The organism is Shewanella sp. 10N.286.51.B7 (assembly GCF_002873615.1).
GTDB classification, from domain to species: domain Bacteria; phylum Pseudomonadota; class Gammaproteobacteria; order Enterobacterales; family Shewanellaceae; genus Shewanella; species Shewanella electrodiphila.
Window position 1 is genome coordinate 1 of the sequence record NZ_MCUF01000018.1, and the last position, 18,785, is coordinate 18,785.

Annotated in this window: 10 protein-coding genes; 7 read left to right on the forward strand and 3 right to left on the reverse strand. The window is 41.4% G+C overall.

The features are described from left to right. Window positions 1–33: 33 nt before the first annotated feature. Both BCU84_RS02655 and BCU84_RS02660 read right to left on the reverse strand, forming a co-directional pair. Window positions 34–1,053, reverse strand: a complete 1,020-nt coding sequence (locus tag BCU84_RS02655; protein ID WP_102526556.1) for a two-component system response regulator — start codon at window positions 1,051–1,053, stop codon at window positions 34–36. Window positions 1,054–1,080: 27 nt separating this feature from the next. Next, window positions 1,081–6,372 (reverse strand): PAS domain S-box protein, encoded by a 5,292-nt coding sequence (locus tag BCU84_RS02660; RefSeq protein WP_102526557.1) that lies wholly within the window; start codon window positions 6,370–6,372, stop codon window positions 1,081–1,083. A 381-nt stretch (window positions 6,373–6,753) separates the two neighbouring features. Here BCU84_RS02660 and BCU84_RS02665 point away from each other — a divergent pair, with 381 nt between their 5' ends. The 5 genes from BCU84_RS02665 (at window position 6,754) to BCU84_RS02685 (ending at window position 14,755) form a co-directional block, all read left to right on the forward strand. Next, on the forward strand, window positions 6,754–7,434 hold the full coding sequence (locus tag BCU84_RS02665) for an ABC transporter ATP-binding protein (protein ID WP_102526558.1): 681 nt from the start codon (window positions 6,754–6,756) through the stop codon (window positions 7,432–7,434). After that, window positions 7,427–9,994, forward strand: a complete 2,568-nt coding sequence (locus BCU84_RS02670) for an ABC transporter permease (RefSeq protein WP_102526559.1) — start codon at window positions 7,427–7,429, stop codon at window positions 9,992–9,994. The genes BCU84_RS02665 and BCU84_RS02670 overlap by 8 nt, the downstream gene beginning before the upstream one ends. A 59-nt stretch (window positions 9,995–10,053) precedes the next feature. After that, window positions 10,054–11,241: a lipocalin-like domain-containing protein gene (locus tag BCU84_RS02675; protein WP_102526662.1), complete on the forward strand. Its 1,188-nt coding sequence runs from the start codon at window positions 10,054–10,056 to the stop codon at window positions 11,239–11,241. Window positions 11,242–11,744: 503 nt separating this feature from the next. Beyond that, the gene (gene napA / locus BCU84_RS02680; protein ID WP_102526560.1) at window positions 11,745–14,228 is read left to right on the forward strand and encodes a nitrate reductase catalytic subunit NapA; all 2,484 of its coding nucleotides are present in this window, start codon (window positions 11,745–11,747) and stop codon (window positions 14,226–14,228) included. Window positions 14,229–14,329: 101 nt separating this feature from the next. Next, on the forward strand, window positions 14,330–14,755 hold the full coding sequence (locus BCU84_RS02685) for a nitrate reductase cytochrome c-type subunit (protein WP_102526561.1): 426 nt from the start codon (window positions 14,330–14,332) through the stop codon (window positions 14,753–14,755). A 93-nt stretch (window positions 14,756–14,848) separates the two neighbouring features. Here BCU84_RS02685 and BCU84_RS02690 read toward each other — a convergent pair whose 3' ends face one another. Then, complete coding sequence (locus BCU84_RS02690; protein ID WP_102526562.1) at window positions 14,849–15,172, reverse strand: GNAT family N-acetyltransferase; 324 nt, start codon at window positions 15,170–15,172, stop codon at window positions 14,849–14,851. 730 nt (window positions 15,173–15,902) lie between these two features. Between BCU84_RS02690 and katG the strand changes: the two genes are divergently transcribed. Beyond that, window positions 15,903–18,050, forward strand: a complete 2,148-nt coding sequence (katG, locus tag BCU84_RS02695) for a catalase/peroxidase HPI (protein WP_102526563.1) — start codon at window positions 15,903–15,905, stop codon at window positions 18,048–18,050. A 148-nt stretch (window positions 18,051–18,198) separates the two neighbouring features. Beyond that, a complete protein-coding gene (locus BCU84_RS02700) occupies window positions 18,199–18,669 on the forward strand; it encodes a Dps family protein (RefSeq protein WP_102526564.1) in 471 nt (156 codons plus the stop codon). Window positions 18,670–18,785: the final 116 nt, after the last annotated feature.

Below are 18,785 nucleotides of genomic sequence, written 5' to 3' on the forward strand. Positions count from 1 at the left end.
ATAAGATATTAAGAAACAATATTTTATAACACGCTAGAATGACTCTTCATGCTCGGCTTTGATCAATTTCACATCATCCATGACAGATTTAAATTTCTCAACCAGTTCTGGATCAAAGTGCTTACCTGATTCTTTCTCAATCAAACTCAACGTATCTTCCACTGTCCAAGCTTTCTTATAAGGTCTTGCCGATGTCAGTGCATCAAACACATCAGCGATAGCAATAATACGCCCTTCAATCGGAATATCTTCACCAACAAGCCCGTAAGGATAGCCACTGCCATCCCACTTTTCATGATGACTAATAGCAATTCTTTTGGCCATTTGTAATAAAGGGTCATCATGTTCACCAATGATTTCAGCACCGATTGCTGCATGAGCTTGCATTTCTTTCCACTCATCCGCATCTAGCTTTCCTGGTTTCTTGAGAATGGCATCTGGTGTACCGATTTTACCGATGTCATGCATAGGCGCTGCATTATATAGCAGTTCACAAAACCGAGAGGAATGCCCTGCAGCCATAGCAAGTAATCTTGCATAATGACTCATACGAACAACATGCAATCCTGTTTCATTATCTTTGTATTCTGCAGCTCGCCCTAATCTGCGAATGATTTCAAAACGCGTTTCTTTTAGCTCTTTAGTACGATGTTCCACTTCCGACTCTAATAACCTTTTTTGGTCGTACAAGCTTAAATGTGTTTTAACCCGCGCTTTAACGACTGCTGGGCTGACAGGTTTAGTAATATAATCAACTGCGCCGAGCGCAAAGCCTTTAGTTTCATCTTCAGTATCAGAAAGTGCAGTCACAAATATCACTGGAATATGGCAGGTTAACGGTTCATTTTTCAGTTTTTGACATACTTCATACCCATTCATTCCAGGCATCATTACATCAAGCAATATTAAATCAGGAGATGATTTTTGTGCGAGAGCTAGCGCTTTAGGCCCATCTATGGCAACTTTGATTTTGTAATCACTACCCAAAATCCCGACTAAGATATCGATATTCTCAGGCGTATCATCAACTATCAGCACAGTCGCTTTTTCCATGTTAATTACCTATATCTTTGCTTAATATTAATCTGTTGCTTGGGAGGAGTGTTGACGAATTTGCTTAATCAACTCAACCGCATCTTCAAACTGATAACCTTTAATCATTAACCCTACTGGTTTTAATTGATCCCAGGTTTGATGATTCACCTGCATCTCTAGGCTATCAATCATATCGATTGCACTCGCATCACCGTCATCTAGCAACACCAACAGTTCATCTAATAAACTGAGAAAAGCATCGTTACTAATGAGATCAGCTGACTCAGTCTTTACTTTTGACTCATTATTATTCAACCACAGATCTATGGCTTCACATAATGACCTCACCAGCATATCAATGGCATTAAGTTCAACTGAAAACTCAACTTCGTCAATCAAGTTCTTTTCAAGTTCCGCAGCAAGCTCAGACAGTTTATTACTGGCTAAATTACCCGATAAACCTTTAAGAGTATGAGCAAACCTAACAGCATCCTCTCGATTATCAGCTTCTATCGCGGCTGCTATTTGCGTTGCAATATTGCGTTTACCTTCAACAAAACGAGTTAAAATCTTTCGATATAATCTGGCTGAGTTCTGCACCAGTTGCAAACCACGATCGACATCAATATCTGGGTGTTGTGGCCAAGTTTCCACTTTAATATTGGCAGTTTTTTCAGGGGTGGCTAACTCGATACCGCTGACTTTATCACCTAAATATTTAAGTAAAGTTTGATAAAGTAAAGCAACCTCTATCGGCTTAGCCACATGGTCATTCATCCCTACACTGAGGCACTTTTCTTTATCTCCCGCCATCGCATTAGCCGTCATTGCAATAACAGGTAAAGTTTCGTACGCAGGATTCTTTCGCAACTGTTCTGTGGCGGTATAACCATCCATGACTGGCATTTGGCAATCCATTAATACTAAGTCAAATTCTTGCTGAGCTAATTTATCTAAGCCAATCTGACCATTATCAGCAATCGTTAAATCAATTCCCACTTGCTCTAAAAACTCTGTGGCGACCTCTTGATTCATATCGTTATCTTCAACTAACAATATTTTTTTACCATTCAATTGCTGTAATAAGGCCTCATTAAGCTCTGTGGCTTTTGCCCTAACTGGCATATGCCCTTGCTTACCTAGCGCCGACATAATGGCATCAAGCAAACGAGACGCGCTAACAGGTTTGGTTATATAGCCATTAATTCCCATGTCATTGATAGAATCTGTAAATTCCGTTGTTGCATGAGCTGAAACCATAATGGTAAGCGGTGGGTTTGCACTTTGCTGGATGATGGTTTCAGCTGTAGCAAGGCCATCAAGCCCTGGCATTTTCCAATCAATTAAGGCTAGTTGATATTCATTAGAATGGCACATTGATATCGCTTCTGTGCCATCTTTGGCCAGCGCGACGTTAAAGCCCATGCTTTTAAGCATAGTGTGCAAAATGTCTCGTGCGGTTTGATTATCATCAACCACTAAGATTTCCATCCCTTCCAGCTCTTGAGTCACTTTAAGCTGCAGGTCATCAGCCTTACTGACATTAGCAGAAAAGTAAAAAGTGCTGCCGATACCGCGCTTACTTTCAACACCAATTTCACCCTCCATCAGCTCTACAAGTTGCTTACAAATCGCTAAACCTAACCCTGTTCCGCCATACTTTCTGGTTGTTGAACTGTCAGCTTGGCTAAACGACTTAAACAGTTTGTTGCATTGCTCCGGAGTTAAACCGATACCGCTATCTCTCACACTGAACTTAAGCTCAAGTTCATCACCTTGCTGACTAATAGATTCAATCGCTAAAATCACTTCACCACGATCAGTAAACTTAATCGCATTATTCATCAGGTTTATCAACACCTGACTTAACCTGAGCGGATCGCCCATTAAATGACTCGGAATATTTGGCGCAACAGAGAACAGCAACTCTAATTGTTTCTCAGCCGCTTTTGCGGCAAACATGTCACTGAGATCTTCCAACATGGTATCAAGCTGGAATGGCACGATTTCAATCTCCATTTTTCCAGCTTCAATTTTTGAGAAGTCCAAAATATCATTAATAATCCCAAGTAAGGATTTAGACGCTCGCTCTATTTTCTCAACAAAATTATGTTGTTTCTTATTTAAATCGGTTTGCAGACACAGGTGTGACATACCAATAATGGCGTTCATGGGGGTTCTAATTTCATGGGACATATTCGCTAAGAAATCACTTTTAGCTTTACTGGCAGCATCAGCTTCGTCTTTGGCTTGTTTCAACTCGTTTGATACTGTCATTAAACTGGTTATATCTGCCATTGAAACCACTGAAGATGTCACTTCTCCTTGCTCATTTTTAAGCGCGGCAAAGGTCATGTCCATCCAAATGTTTTCACCATTTTGGCTGAGTACCCGTGGTTCAATATTAAAGTTTTCAAACGCCCCACTGATTAACAAATCAAATCTTTCTCTGGCTAATACTTTATCTTCTACAACCATGAACTCGAAAAACAGCTTACCTTCTAAATCATTGGAGTTGATGCCAATATTACGACCAAAATGCTCATTGCAATTAATAATCACACCATGAGTATCAATATTAACAATGCCCATCTCTGCTGTATTAAGTAAGGTGCGTAAGTGCTTTTCCCTATCAGCTAAACGAGTTTCAGCATTCTTACGATCGGTAATATTCATCAAATAGCCATTCCAGAGAATGGCATCATTTGCTAATGCTTGACCTTTAGCACCAGCTTGTAACCAAATCACCTCACCAGAGGGGTGTCGGTACCTAAATTCAGTGACCCAATGTAAACCGTCTTCGCCTTTACCCGACAAATCATCAATAACCGTTTGTCTTTCAGTGTCAATAATACGCCCGATTAATAAATCTAAATCTTGCATTAACATGTCGCGAGGAAAACCGATGATGCTAATACACGCCTCAGAGAGGAAGCTAAACTCTCGTTCAGTCTCCGAGTGCCATATCATTTGATACACTAAATTAGGTAAGGATTCGGTGATATTTTCTAACTGTTTTTGTGAGTTTTGAATCGCTTCTAAAGCCTTTTTACTTTCAGTGACATCATTAATACTGCCATCGAACCATAATGGTTTTCCTTGCTCATCATAGCTGGCTTTGCCTTTCTCATGGATCCATTTGACGCTACCATCACGATGAAAAATGCGATACTCAACATCAAAGTTTTGCTGAGTTTCAATTGCCTGAGATATTGCCGTAAAACAATCGGCATCGTCATCAGGATGGATAATGGTATTAAACTGAAGTTTATGGCTTTCTATCAGATCTGAGGCTGGATAACCGGTTATGTCTGCGATGTTATTACTGACATATTCCATCGTCCAATTATCGCTTATGCGGGTTCGATATATTGCACCCGGTATATTAGCCACCAAGCCTCTAAAACGGCTTTCGCTGTCTTTTATCTTACGTTCGATAGCCATCTGACTGGTGAGATCGCGAATAGTGGCAGCAATTTGTTTCTTGCCATCATGGGCTATCGGCAGTAAGGCTAAGTTAATTTCTACCCTAATTTCTGCGTTATCAGATTTTAACGCCACCCAACCTTCTTTCGGGGTGGTGAAACGGGTTAACCCTTGCTCTAAAAAGACAGCCCTAACTGCATCATGCTTTTCTCTAAAACGCTCAGGAAATAGTAATTCAACATTAATATCTAAAAGTGCATCAGCTGGATAGCCAAATAATTCCTGGCACCGTGTATTAGTAAAAATAATACCGCCATGTTCATCAACAATTAACATGGCTTGAGGCGATGACTCTATCACTGCATTTGACCATAGCGCTGCAGAAAATTGCTCTGTCACATCAGTAAATAGCATCTCTACAGAAATGATGTCACCAGAGTCAGCAACAAGAGGCTGCATAAAGACATCCAAGCGTCTTATTTGGCTATCGGCAGCGAGCATTTCAACTTGGTGTGCAGGCACAATTTTTCCTTCCAGTGCGTGCTCCATATAATTCCAATTAACCTCATTAATTGGATCAGCAGTAAACATCCGCTGGTACTTCCTTTTCAAAGTATCAGCATCAACCCCTAGTACTTTCTTTACTCCATCACTCACTTGAGCTAACTGCCCTTTTGGGTCTAAAGAACAATAAAATGACTTATCACTCATACCATCGATTAGACTTGCAAAGCGGCTGCCAGTAGAGTCTTTTAACGCCAACTCTCTTTCTGCTAGTAGGTCAGCTAATTGATTAAATTTATTGGTTAATGTCGACACTTCCGAAATGTTAACTTTATCAGAGGGCAAGCGATCAATTTTCCCTTCACCAAAGTCCATAATGCCATTTTCTAGGTTTTCTAGAGGACGGCTTAAACGTTTAGATGCAAGAATGCTAGTGAATAACAGCGCAATTGATAACAACAATAATATGAAGGCTAATCTTGAAAGGTTGGATAGAAAATACTGATTAAGCTCACTGTCACTGGTCGCAATAACCACTTGCCAATTTAGCGATGACACGATTGCGACACTGACAAGAAAACGGTCGCCTGAAACAGTAATCGCTTCTGTTTGACCAGCTATGTTGTTTGCCAGTAAAGATCTTAATTGATCATTTTGTGGGTCATCAGACAGCCACTTGTCACTACTGCCTTTTAAATCACTGTTAGCCGAATCGTAAAAAATGACTTTGTCGTTGTCATCAAGAACGACTAAATTTTTACTTGGGATCTTCATTATTTGCGGCAGTTTGTTTAATGCAACATCTGCAGTAACGACTCCGTAACGATCATCAAGACTCCCGAAAGCTTTAGAATAAGTCACCATTAAGATGTTACTCGCGCCTTCGTCAAAATACGGTTCAGACCAAACACCAGTGTTACTGTTCATCGCATCAGTCCACCAGCTCCAACTACCATCGGTATAATCGTAAGCCTCAGCACCAATATCGATAATATTGATATCATTACCTTCCCGATATGCAAAGGGAGCGTAACGAAGTTTGTCGGTCAAAAAATTAGGACGATAAGCGATCGCACTGCCAAAAATACTCGGATTACGCTGGAGTCGATTAATTAATAACAGCTCAATTTTTTCAATGTCACCATATATATTATTACTATCGATATAAGTTAAATAGTCAGAAAGACCGCGAGTCGTATTTTGAACGGAATCCAAAACAAAATTAAGGTGATTAGCAGAAAGTACCGCCTGTTGCTCTAGGCGTTGATATACATCTTCTTCATGTTCTAAGTAATTAATCCAGCCATTAAAGCCATACACTAACGTCATGATTAAAATCAGCGGCAAGGCAATAAAAGCCAAAATTCGACTTCGAAAACTGTGTAATATCTGCTTATTTTTATCCATAAATACAAGTCTCATTTACAAGTCAAAATTTGATTATTGCCAATCTTAAACAGCGGTTTTCCTTAACTTGGCTTATTCATACCATGCCCACAGTAAATCATGGGCTGACATTAACCAATACATCATAAGAAGGATTGAACTGCTCAAAAAACACCCTTATTACTATAACCCTTAAGCCTATGATTGCAATTACAAATGTGCTGAAACAATAATCAAATATTTAATCTTCATTGTATTTAAAGCCTAATCAAGAAACATAAAATAGTACAACTAAAGTAGCAATCTTGATTTATAAGGGATTTCTTCAGTTCATCAATATTCGATCTTTTATATAAAATCTATCGTATGATGATGTAATTCATAGATTTACAAGGCCTTAATATGCAAACAGTCGAAACCAATCTTGTTAGTCAACTCTCACTTGTTTCTAAAGGGTTTACTGACGGCGACAGATACCATCAGGTTCTCGATTGCGTAGATTTAGCCTTGCACTCTGGGGATACCATCGCACTCACAGGTCCTAGCGGAACAGGGAAAAGTACCTTACTCAATATTATTGCCGGATTTGAAAAAATCGATAGCGGTGAATTACAGCTTTTAGGCCAGCAAGCCCAGTGTTGGGAAGACAACCATTGGAGCCACTTTCGTCGCCAACAACTTGGCATCGTATTCCAACAGTTTAATCTACTTACCCCACTCAATGTCCTCGACAATATCCGATTTCCGTTACAGCTAAACAAACTCAAGTGGAGCCCTTGGGCTGATGAACTTATCAATCAACTTGATTTACGTGAAGTCCTTGCAAGGCCAGTAGAAACCTTATCAGGCGGTCAGCAGCAGCGGGTTGCGATAGCAAGAGCCCTCATTCATAAACCCAGTTTATTGCTGGCTGATGAACCCACGGGGAATCTCGATGAAAAAGCGGGACAGCAAGTGATGCAGTTACTATGTGAATTGGCACAAGCGGCTAATACAACAATATTAATGGTAACCCATAGCGATACTTGTGCTAATTACATGCAAAGGCGCTGGCATCTAGAGCAAGGAAAAATCCATGAGTAGCCTTGCCGAGATAAGATTAAGCTTAAATGTTTTCTTGGCTCATTATAAGCATGCTCCACTGCAAGCTGGTGCCATTTTGCTCGGCATCATTTTAGCCGTCACATTACTGATTGGGGTTAAATCAACCAATGAGAATGCTGTTCGTAGTTACAGTGAAGCAACCGAGTTACTCAGTCAGCGTGCAAGTTTGCTCATAACACCGAATCCAGGTGAGCGATATTTAACCGAAGAGGTATATTTTAGATTACGCCAATCAGGTATCAGCAACGCATTAGCGATAGTTAGTGGGCTCGCTGTAGATCCAGAAGGTCGACGCTGGCAGGTTCAAGGCAGTGATTTGTTTGCGGCAATCAACCTACAAACGACTCAAGCTACTGTAAATGAATCAATTACAAATGATGAAAATACCCGTCAGCAAAACAATCTAGTTAACTCAGATATTCCTATTGCTAAACTGCTTGCTGCTGAAAACATTTTATTAATGGGCCAATCATTAGCCAATAAAGTGGCACCTAATGGTGAGTTTTATCTGCAAGATCCTATAGATAAGCAGAAACCGATCAAACTTGAAGTGATTGGCTTAGATGATGACTTAGGACTTGGTAATGCCATTGTTGCCGATATTTCTCTGGCACAAAGACTGTTAAATCAACCTCAACAGCTGTCTTACATCGCATTGTTTGATGAACCTGAGTCATTGATAAACCAAATAACTCAACGCAATCTATTGCAACAACAAGCCAATATTACCGAGCAAGACCAAGGCCAAGCGCTGCAAGAGTTAACTCGTAGCTTCCATTTAAACCTTAATGCAATGAGCATGCTTGCCTTTGTAGTTGGGCTTTTCATCGCCTATAACGGTGTCCGCTACAGCTTAATGAAACGTCAAAAATTACTGGTTCAATTACTACAACTTGGCATTCAAAAAAATCATTTAATGATTGCATTAATCTGTGAGCTGACTTTACTGGTGTTAATCGGCTCTATTATCGGTTTTATTTTGGGGCTTCAACTGAGTTTATGGTTACAACCAATGGTGGCAATGACCTTGGAGCAACTTTATGGCGCCAGACTTATGCCGGGATCTTGGCAGTGGCAATGGTTAGTTCAAGCGATGTTGCTTACACTGTTCGCAGGCCTGCTGGCATGTTTGCCACTCTATCGACAACTGACCAATCAGCCACTAGCGAGAATAAGCACTAAAATAGGCCAAGTCAGTCACTTAATCCGAACCCATCGAATCCAGTTTACAATTGCAATATCTAGTCTTGCTTGCTGTGCAATTGCCTTCCCTTTCGCAAAGCAATATCAAGTTAGCTTAGGGTTAATGGGCGTTGTGATTATTGCCATTCCTCTTTTATTGCCCTTAACCATCTATAAAATCAGTCAATGGCTTGCTCGGCTTTGTCCTGCTGGAATTTGGCATTACATGATTGCAGAAACCAAAGAACTCATAGGCCCTTTATCACTCGCGATGATGGCAATGCTGTTAGCCTTAACTGCAAACATTTCAATGAATACCTTAGTGGGGAGTTTTGAGGTCACGTTAAAAACTTGGCTTGAGAGTCGCCTGCATGCGGATTTATACATGCGTCCTGCCAGTGATAAAATCTTAGACATAAATGACTTTTTAGATCAAAACGACAAGGTCACTGGCATATATAACCAATGGACAATTAATTCCACCTATCAAAATATGCCGATAGAACTTGTCAGTAGAGACTTATATTCAACCAAGGTAACCAGCTCATTAAAAGCCCAAACCAATGATTTATGGTCTGAGTTTCAATCAGGTAACCAAATCCTCATTAGTGAACCCATTGCGATTAAATATGGTTTGAATTTGGGCGACAGCTTTTCTATTGCTCCATTTACCAAAGCGCTCTCCATTACATCACAGCCCAATTCATCGCTACCGACGATTGGCGGAATATTTTTTGATTATGGTAACCCTAAAGGCCAAGTGGTGATCGACCAGCTGTTTTGGCAAAACATAGGCTTGCCTAAAAAACCCAAAAGTATTGCAGCCAGTTATCAAGGTGACGTTACTGAACTTGAACAACTATTAGTCGACACTAAGCTTATTGGCACTGCGCAAATGTACAATCAAGCCAAAATAAAACAGCAAGCGATTGCAATGTTCAAACAAACATTTTCCATCACTATGGTGCTGAATAGCCTCACTCTCATCGTCGCTGCAATTGGTTTATTTAGTGCCTGTTTAATGCTCACCCAAGCACGGCAAGCGCCGCTTGCAAAACTATATGCCTTAGGGCTCAGTAAAGGCCAATTAAGACTGATGACATTCGTGCAGATGCAGCTCATAGTATTGCTCACTTGCTTAGTGGCATTGCCAACAGGAGCAGTCTTGGGTTATTTGCTGATAAATAAAGTCACTCTGCAGGCCTTCGGTTGGAGTATCGCCATGCTATGGGACTGGCATGCCTACATTCGCGTGGTTGTTATTGCGCTCACCACAAGTGCTGTCGCTATTGCTATTCCTTTATATTGGCAGACAAGAAAACCATTGATAAATAGCTTGCAGCAGGAGGCATTATGAAGCGGTTGCCCGATATATCGTTAACAGTAATCAACAATGCCCAACGGGCTAGCATATTCATGATTGCTTTAGTCACGTTAAGTGCCTGTCAGCCAGAGCCTGCATCATCTATTAGTATGGGCGGGATTTTGGGTGATTCCTCCTCTCAATTAAACCAATACGCTACTGTTACCCCAGGTTATCAATTATCTTTTCCTGCAGATCATTTAAGTCATGATGATTTTCGCCAAGAGTGGTGGTATTTAACGGCCAATATGCAGACTGAATCAGGGGAGCAACTCGGTATTCAGTGGACACAATTTAGGATTGCACTTGCGCCCGAAGCTGCACAGTCTGCTATTTCAGACTTAGATGCTGCAAACCCTAACGCATTAAACCCTAACGCATTAAACCCTGAAGTATTAAACTCTGAAGCTTTAAACTTAGATAGCTCAAATTCAGAAGCATCAAATTGGGCAACATCACAAATGTATATGTCCCATGCAGCATTAACGTCATCAGTAGCCCATCAAGCTGCAGAAAAATGGTCAAGAGGTCACCCAGAACTGGCTAACGTTAGCGCAAAGCCATTCACAGCCAAACTGGATGATTGGCAATGGTTGAGCGGATCAGATGGCCTTTTCCCCGCAACGTTATCTGTCGCAACGAATGAATTTAGTTATCAGCTTTCTTTAACCAGCCATGCGCCAATGCAATTGCAAGGTGACAAGGGTTACAGTATCAAAAGTGCTGATGCTGCTGTTGCCTCTTATTATTACAGCCAGCCATTTATTGATTTAAGCGGCACCGTCACAAGAAATGGAGAGCAAGAAGCTGTGACTGGTAAAGCTTGGTTAGACAGAGAGTGGAGTTCTCAGTTTTTGACTAAAGCACAACAAGGCTGGGATTGGTTTTCTATCCGTTTAGATGATGAGTCTGCATTAATGCTATTTCAGCTACGCGGGGCAAATAAAGATTTACCTGCTTTTTACAGTGCCAGAAGAATGTTTGCTGATGGCACAGGCCGCAATATCAGCGGCGATTCAAGTGAACTCATCGCGATGACAGCACTTCAGTGGCAACAAACCGCCAGTGGGCGTTATCCAGTGAGTTGGCAGTTAAGTATTCCTAGTGAACAGATTGATGTCACAGTTTCAGCACTCAACCCTAACAGCAATATGCCTTTATCCATCCCTTACTGGGAAGGCCCAATTGAAGTGAGTGGCAGCCACAATGGCAATGGTTATATGGAGCTCACAGGTTATTAGTCAATATAATTTAACCCATTGAATATCAACGAGCGATATATAAACCAAGATTAAGTCAACTAAAGATATTAACTTATGCTACCCCATACGTAATACCCAGCCTCTGATATCAATTAATGATAATGACGATTTATCGACTTAATATATTCATGGCAGATTATAATTACATCAATGATTGCACAAAATAAAAACAATTAAAAAAAGTGTAATTTTGGCCTTATATAAGCTTTAATTTCTACCATCTTCACCTAGAATCAATATACTGGTTAAATTACCATCAACTAATTAAGTGACTGAGTAACTTCTAAAATGTGCCACAGATCACATCGTAAAACGTGATCTACAACAACAAACACTCAGTATACTCATTGCGAGGTATACCCTTGCGAAATGTGAGGTTTAAACTCAATTCTATAGAGATGAAAAAGCCATTATTTGGCATACAAAACGATGATTAGCCTGTTTAAGGGCTAACAACTAACAGCAAAGAGTGAGGAAACACCATGAGCATAAGCCGTCGCGAGTTTCTAAAAGCCAATGCCGCTACAGCAGCCGCGTCGGCTGTTGGGCTTGCCTTACCAATCAAAATGGTCCAAGCAGAAGAGAAAGCTGCAGAAATAAAATGGGATAAAGCCCCATGTCGTTTCTGTGGTGTAGGTTGTAGTGTATTAGTCGGAACAAAAGGCGGTAAAGTTGTTGCGACTCAGGGCGATCCAGAAAGTCCGGTTAACAAAGGTCTTAACTGTGTTAAGGGCTACTTCCTATCTAAAATCATGTACGGTAAAGACCGTTTAACTTCGCCATTATTAAGAATGAAAGATGGCAAGTATGACAAAGAAGGTGATTTCACTCCTGTTAGTTGGGATGTTGCTCTAGACACTATGGCTGACAAGTGGAAAGAAAGCATCGCTAAAAAAGGTCCTACTTCTGTTGGTATGTTTGGTTCAGGTCAATGGACTATTTGGGAAGGTTACGCTGCATCTAAATTGCATAAAGCCGGTTTCTTAACCAATAACATCGACCCGAACGCACGTCACTGTATGGCATCAGCGGTTGGTGGTTTCATGCGTACCTTTGGTATCGATGAGCCAATGGGTAGCTATGATGACTTTGAAGCAGCTGATCACTTCGTGCTTTGGGGCGCGAACATGGCAGAAATGCATCCAATCCTTTGGTCACGCTTAACAGATCGTCGTTTGAGCCACGCTGGCAGCAAGGTTCACGTGTTATCGACGTTTGAAAACCGCAGCTTCGAACTTGCCGACAACGCAATGGTATTTAAGCCGCAATCTGACCTAGTTATCTTGAACTACATTGCTAACTACATCATCCAAAACGATGCGGTTAATAAAGACTTCGTTAGCAAGCACACTAACTTTGCTGAAGGTGTGACTGACATCGGTTACGGCTTACGCCCTGAGCATCCGCTTGAGCAAAAAGCGAAAAACCCAGGTAACGGCAAATCTAAGCCTATCTCTTTTGAAGAATACGCAAAATTCGTCAGTACTTATACTGCTGAATACGCTTCAGAAATGAGTGGTGTACCAGTTGAAAATCTTGAAGAAATGGCTAAAGCGTATGCTGATCCTAACATCAAGATCATGAGCTTATGGACTATGGGTATTAACCAACATACTCGTGGTGTTTGGGCAAACAACATGCTTTATAACATTCACTTGTTAACCGGTAAAATCGCCACCCCAGGTAACAGCCCGTTCTCACTAACAGGTCAACCATCAGCGTGTGGTACCGCTCGTGAAGTCGGTACATTCTCACATCGTCTACCGGCCGATATGGTTGTAGCAAACCCTAAACATCGTGCAATGACTGAAGAGTTATGGCAGCTACCTGAAGGTACGATTCCGCCAAAACCGGGTTATCACGCGGTACTTCAAAGCCGTATGCTTAAAGATGGCAAGCTAAATTGCTACTGGACAATGTGTACCAATAACATGCAAGCCGGTCCAAACATTAACGATGAAATTTACCCAGGTTTCCGCAACCCAGAAAACTTCATTGTGGTATCAGACCCATACCCAACAGTGACAGCAACTGCTGCAGATTTAATCCTTCCTACTGCGATGTGGGTTGAGAAAGAAGGTGCATACGGCAATGCTGAACGTCGTACTCATATGTGGCACCAACAAGTTCCAACTCCTGAAGGTGCTAAGTCTGACTTATGGCAGCTTGTTGAGTTCTCTAAGCGCTTTAAAGTATCAGAAGTATGGCCTGCAGAGTTAATTGCTAAAAAGCCTGAATACGCTGAAAAGACTTTATATGACATTCTATTTGCAAACGGCGTAGTGGATAAATTCCCTAGCTCTGAATGTAAAGGTGACTACAACGACGAAAACGATGCATTCGGCTTCTACCTGCAAAAAGGTCTATTCGAAGAATATGCTCAGTTTGGCCGTGGTCATGGTCATGATTTAGCAGACTTTGATACTTACCATGAAAACCGTGGTGCACGTTGGCCTGTAGTCAATGGTACCGAAACGGTTCGTCGTTTCGTTGAAGGAAGCGATCCATACGTTAAAGCTGGTGAAGGTTATAACTTCTACGGTAAGCCTGATGGACGCGCGGTTATTTTTGCACTGCCATTTGAGCCCGCTGCTGAAGAGCCAAATGAAGAGTTTGACCTATGGATGTCTACAGGTCGCGTACTTGAGCATTGGCATACAGCAAGTATGACAGCTCGTGTACCAGAGCTGCATAAGTCTTACCCTGATGCACAGGTATTCATGCACCCTAAAGACGCGAGTAGTCGTGGCCTGAAAAATGGTGATGAAGTGAAAGTGATTTCTCCACGTGGTGAAGTGAAAACGCGTGTTGAAACTAAAGGCCGTAACAAGCCACCTGTCGGCGTGGTGTTTATGCCATTCTTTGATGCTAGACAGCTGGTCAACAAATTATTACTTGATGCTACTGATCCGTTATCGAAAGAAACAGATTTCAAGAAGTGTCCAGTGAAGATTGTTAAAGCCTAATTTGACTTACAGTGATGCTGAAAACAAATTTAGCATCACTGAATCACTATTTATCTCTATCCATTTAATCAAAAAATAATGGATATGAAGGAGTGTAAACCATGAAGAAATTACTTAGCCTTGCTGCGATAGTGCTCAGTCTTAGCGCATGCTCAGGTCAACAAACAGCAGAAACAGCAGCTCCAGTAACTGTTAAATCACTCGCTGGCGATGTAGCGATTACCGCAACAATGCCAGCAGATGCTAAAGCGACTTACCCAAGCCGTGGTACTGCTTTATCAAGAGATTTTGTGCATATGCCACCGCTCATCCCGCACAGAGACTCATATAAAATTACAGCTAAAAAGAATGGTTGTTTAACCTGTCACAGCACTGAGAAAGCAGCGCGTATGAAAGCGACACCTGTTGATAAATCTCACGTCAAAGCTGATGGCACATTTGATGATAAATACTACTTCTGTGTGCAGTGTCACGTTGCTCAAGCTGATAACAAACAAGCGATTGTTGAGAATACACATACCAACTAAGCTTTATTAAGTTGCTATTTATAGAAAATAAAATGCCACCGTCTTTTGACAGTGGCATTTTTACTTCTTGATTCTTGATTCTTGATTCAAGCATCAGCCAAGTAATTTACGCATCACAAAGTTATTAATTTTCTGACCTCTTACCGCCACACTTTGGGCCTCTTCTTCCACAAAGCCATAGTTGCTGAAAAATGGTTTTGCGGTAATACTCACTTCAGCATACAAACTATTAAGCGTTAACTTTGCAGCCTTGTTGAAGATCGCTTGCATTAATGCATCACCCACACCTTGCCTTTGAAAATCTGCGCTGCAGTAAAAGTGATCGATATAACCGTCATCTTGAAGATCGGCAAAACCTGCGATAACACCATTAACTTCAGCCACAAACGGATTAATTTTGTCACTCTTTGTACCCAAGCGCTTTCATTGTATTCATGAGGCGCCCATGCCGTTACCTCAGCTAACGAATAGTGCTGGCTATTAACATTATGGATGGTATTAAGCTTTAGCTGCCACAAAGGCTTTATGTCGCTTATGGTAAAACGCCTTACGTTAATCATGAGCCTTCCTTGATACTTGTGTTTTTACTTATATGATTGAACCCGATCTTTTCTCGACAGACAAACGCCCAAACGATATCTAGCTCTAGGCTTATTTTTTCCAACCTACATTCAGTTTCCACACAAATCAAAGAGTAAACCTTAACTCCCTCTATCACCTCGTTGTTGATAAAAACATCAAATTTACAATACTTGACCTAAAATGAGTGTTCATAAAACAGGCAAATAAAGTTAGATCAACGTCACAAGTCAGCTTTCAAAATTGAAGTAGCATCAAAAGCCAAAGACATAATCAATACGACAACCGGATATCAATCTTTGTAGAAATAGATCGCTTATTGAGTAAGCAAACGTACTAATCAATGGCTTTTTATTAGAAGACGTCACGCTCATAGCACACTTACGCTGTTTCATTAATTGTAACTAGTTAGCAGCAATTTAATTTTTCCTAATTAAGCAATACCAGAATAAAGCGATTACGCTGATTTGTTTAATCAATTTTAAAACAACACAGAAATACTCAATACTGTAAATATTAAGTTTGAGAATGGTTTGCACATTATTTTATGGATGAAGGAGATTAACCGATGACTAAAGGTAAATGCCCAGTAATGCACGGCGGCGCAACTGAAAGCGGTATGTCCAATATGGAGTGGTGGCCTAAAGCCCTGAACCTCGACATATTACATCAGCACGATAGTAAGACTAACCCACTTACTAATGATGTTAACTATCGAGAAATAGTTAAAACACTGGATGTATCTTCCCTCAAAAATGACTTACATGCTCTCATGACTGATAGTCAAGCGTGGTGGCCTGCTGATTGGGGCCACTATGGTGGTTTGATGATACGCATGACTTGGCATGCTGCAGGGACTTATCGAGTTGCAGATGGCCGAGGTGGTGCTAGCACGGGGAATCAACGATTCGCGCCACTTAATTCTTGGCCTGACAACGTTAACCTAGATAAAGCCAGACGCCTACTTTGGCCAATAAAGAAAAAATACGGCAATAAGCTCAGTTGGGCAGATTTAATCGCTTATGCCGGCACTATTGCCTATGAATCAATGGGTTTGAAAACCTTCGGATTCGCATTTGGACGAGAAGACATTTGGCATCCAGAAAAAGACATTTATTGGGGCTCAGAAAAAGAATGGCTTGCACCAAGTGGCGGTGAAGGCAGTCGTTATTCTGGAGAACGTGATTTAGATAACCCCCTTGCTGCCGTCATGATGGGATTGATTTATGTTAATCCTGAAGGCGTAGATGGGAAACCAGATCCCCTCAAAACAGCCCAGGACGTTCGAGTAACATTTGAACGTATGGCAATGAATGATGAAGAAACGGTTGCTCTTACTGCGGGCGGACACACTGTAGGTAAGTGCCACGGTAACGGTGATGCTAATTTATTAGAAGCTGATCCAGAAGGCGCTGAAATAGAAGACCAGGGCTTTGGTTGGTTAAACAAGACTAAACGAGGTATTGGCCGAAATACCGTATCAAGTGGTATTGAAGGTGCTTGGACAACCCACCCGACAAAGTGGGATAACGGTTACTTCCAACTATTGCTAAACCATGAGTGGCAACTACAAAAAAGTCCCGCTGGGGCATGGCAGTGGGAACCTATCGATATCAAGGAAGAAGATAAACCTGTCGATGTTGAAGATCTAACAACCCGATACAACCCGATCATGACCGATGCCGATATGGCCATGAAGGTAGATCCTGAGTATCGAAAAATATCTGAGCGATTTTATCAAGATCCAGCCTATTTCTCAGAAGTCTTTGCTCGTGCGTGGTTTAAATTGACTCACCGAGACTTGGGACCTAAAGCTCGCTATATCGGACCTGATGCACCGCAAGAAGATTTAATTTGGCAAGATCCAGTTCCTACTGGTGCAACTGATTATGATATTCAATCAGTTAAAGACAAGATTATAGCATCAGGATTCAGCACTAACGAGATGGTAACCACAGCTTGGGACAGCGCTAGAACGTTCCGTGGTTCTGACAAGCGAGGCGGCGCCAATGGAGCACGCATTCGTCTAGCACCGAATAAAGACTGGCAAGGTAACGAACCAGAGCGTTTAGCTAAAGTGCTTTCTGTCTATGAAGATATTGCTAATCAAACAGGTGCCAGTATTGCAGACGTTATTGTATTAGGTGGTAATGCGGGCATTGAAGCTGCTGCCAAAAAAGCAGGTGTCGATATTGTTGTACCATTCTCTGCTGGACGCGGCGATGCTACAGATGCAATGACAGATGCAGCTTCTTTTGACGTACTTGAGCCACTTCATGATGGCTTTAGAAACTGGCTGAAAAAAGACTATGTGGTCAGTGCTGAAGAACTCTTGTTAGATCGTTCTCAACTCATGGGACTAACTGCATGTGAAATGACATTACTCGTCGGTGGTATGCGTGTTATTGGTACAAACTATGGCGGTACTAAACACGGAGTCTTTACTGATAACGAAGGCGCATTGACCAACGACTTCTTCGTTAATCTGACCGATATGAAGTACAGCTGGAAACCAGCTGCAAAGAACCTATATGACATTGTCGACCGTCAAACTGACCAGCTAAAGTGGACTGCCACTCGCGTTGATCTAGTCTTCGGCTCAAACTCTATTTTACGTGCTTATGCCGAGTTATACGCACAAGATGACAACAAGGAAAAGTTTGTAAACGACTTCGTCGCAACATGGGTGAAATTAATGAATGCTGACAGGTTTTAAACAAAGCTAACCGCTTAACACCAAACTAGCCTGTGGTGAGTAGCACGCCTACTCACCCGCAGGACGACTTTTAAACATATTAATTTTTACACCTCAAGTAACACTTAAGGTGTAACAGCTTACAAATATCAGATACGAGGAATGAGTTATGACAGATATTGATATTGGCATTAGTAAAGAAAACAGAGCAGAGATTGCATATGGTCTAAAGCGATTGCTTGCTGACTCTTACACCTTATATTTACAAACTCATAATTTCCATTGGAATGTAACAGGCCTGCAATTTCGCGAATTACACTTAATGTTCGAGGAGCACTATACCGAACTAGCAACTGCAGTCGACGACATAGCAGAACGTATTCGTACGCTTGATGAACCTGCTCCAGGTACTTATAAAGAGTTTGCCGAACTCAGTTCAATTACTGAAGTTGATGGTGTACCTACATCAATAGAAATGGTTAAGCTACTGACAAAAGGACATGAGCAAGTGATAAAAACGGCGCGAAGCGTGTTAAAAATAGCCCAAGAGGCTGATGATGAATCAACGGCTTCACTGGTGTCAGATAGAATGGGGATCCATGAAAAAACGGCTTGGATGTTAAGAGCAACCGTTAAGTAATAAACCCTTATTTTAATACTTACTCTCTGCAGAGAAATGGAGCTGTGCTAATTATTATATTGGCACAGTTTCATTATCAACACCTGCACCTGCCCGCAGTCAACACAGTCAACACA

Bases quoted from the DNA above. Each gene is read 5' to 3' on its own strand.
- BCU84_RS02655 (WP_102526556.1), bottom strand. From the start codon at position 1,053: ATGGAAAAAGCGACTGTGCTGATAGTTGATGATACGCCTGAGAATATC.
- BCU84_RS02660 (WP_102526557.1), bottom strand. From the start codon at position 6,372: ATGGATAAAAATAAGCAGATATTACACAGTTTTCGAAGTCGAATTTTG.
- BCU84_RS02665 (WP_102526558.1), top strand. From the start codon at position 6,754: ATGCAAACAGTCGAAACCAATCTTGTTAGTCAACTCTCACTTGTTTCT.
- BCU84_RS02670 (WP_102526559.1), top strand. From the start codon at position 7,427: ATGAGTAGCCTTGCCGAGATAAGATTAAGCTTAAATGTTTTCTTGGCT.
- BCU84_RS02675 (WP_102526662.1), top strand. From the start codon at position 10,054: ATGATTGCTTTAGTCACGTTAAGTGCCTGTCAGCCAGAGCCTGCATCA.
- napA (WP_102526560.1), top strand. From the start codon at position 11,745: ATGAGCATAAGCCGTCGCGAGTTTCTAAAAGCCAATGCCGCTACAGCA.
- BCU84_RS02685 (WP_102526561.1), top strand. From the start codon at position 14,330: ATGAAGAAATTACTTAGCCTTGCTGCGATAGTGCTCAGTCTTAGCGCA.
- katG (WP_102526563.1), top strand. From the start codon at position 15,903: ATGACTAAAGGTAAATGCCCAGTAATGCACGGCGGCGCAACTGAAAGC.
- BCU84_RS02700 (WP_102526564.1), top strand. From the start codon at position 18,199: ATGACAGATATTGATATTGGCATTAGTAAAGAAAACAGAGCAGAGATT.